The sequence below is a fragment of the Paenibacillus sp. FSL H7-0331 genome, assembly GCF_001956045.1.
In genome coordinates, this window is the sequence record NZ_MRTH01000154.1 from 1 (window position 1) to 880 (window position 880).

An 880-nucleotide genomic window follows, 5' to 3' on the forward strand; every position below is an offset into this window, starting at 1 on the left:
ACTGTTATACAGGACAACGAAATCCTGCGAATGAGTGAGTATATGTGAGATAAACCCTTAAAACCGAGGGACGGGCAGAATAATGTAGCGAAACATTAAGTAGTTGGCAACGTATAGAGTTATACCTACATCTTTTGGAAAGTCGTTGTACGAGGCGAAAATGCCACAGCAGTAAAGCCTTGGAATGAAATTAAGAAGCGGAGTGATTATTTGAAAATGAAAGATGACGGAAATGGTTCTTTCATAGGCGTTGGAATTGCTTTTGGTGCCGCTTTTGGTGTCGCATTTGGAGCCGTATTCGGTAATGTAGGTCTTGGAATTGTATTTGGAGCTTCATTTGGAATTGTAGTCGGATTAGCAGTCGGTATTTTTAGAAATAACAAAAATAAAGATCAGTAATTAAGGTGAACTATTCACCTAATTACTAGAAAAATCATTACTTCACAAACGGGTAACGATAGCATAATCATTGAACGGCTGCCGATGAATCGGCGGCCGTTTCTCAACTAACGGCCAGATTTGTTGAAAATTTAATTCCGGGTAAACCGTATCATACATAAGTAGGGCGAAAGTTAACATCGGTATCTTAAGGGGGTATTTAAGATTCTCTTAAGGATAATTTAGGTGTGATATTAAATGTAAAATGATAAAATATATCACAATTGATCTAGGCGTCTGCTGAAATATAGCAGTCGCGGCTCATCATGTAGCAGTCAAAACCTCGCTAGAAGAACAAAAACGCCTTCTGATCCACTTTCGCATTCTTAATTGAAAGTTATATAAGGAGTTCCGTAAGTGACATTGGATCGGCTACAGTAAATTGGACAGAAAAAATAGGGGCTAGTAGAATGAAAACATCAGACAGGAGCGAATCTACGAT

The 880-nt window shown here is 38.4% G+C and carries 1 protein-coding gene; it reads left to right on the forward strand.

What is annotated here, in order from left to right; genetic code table 11:
* The first annotated feature begins 216 nt into the window (after positions 1-216).
* A complete protein-coding gene (locus tag BK127_RS42230) occupies positions 217-399 on the forward strand; it encodes a hypothetical protein (protein ID WP_076238589.1) in 183 nt (60 codons plus the stop codon).
* Positions 400-880 lie beyond the last annotated feature (481 nt).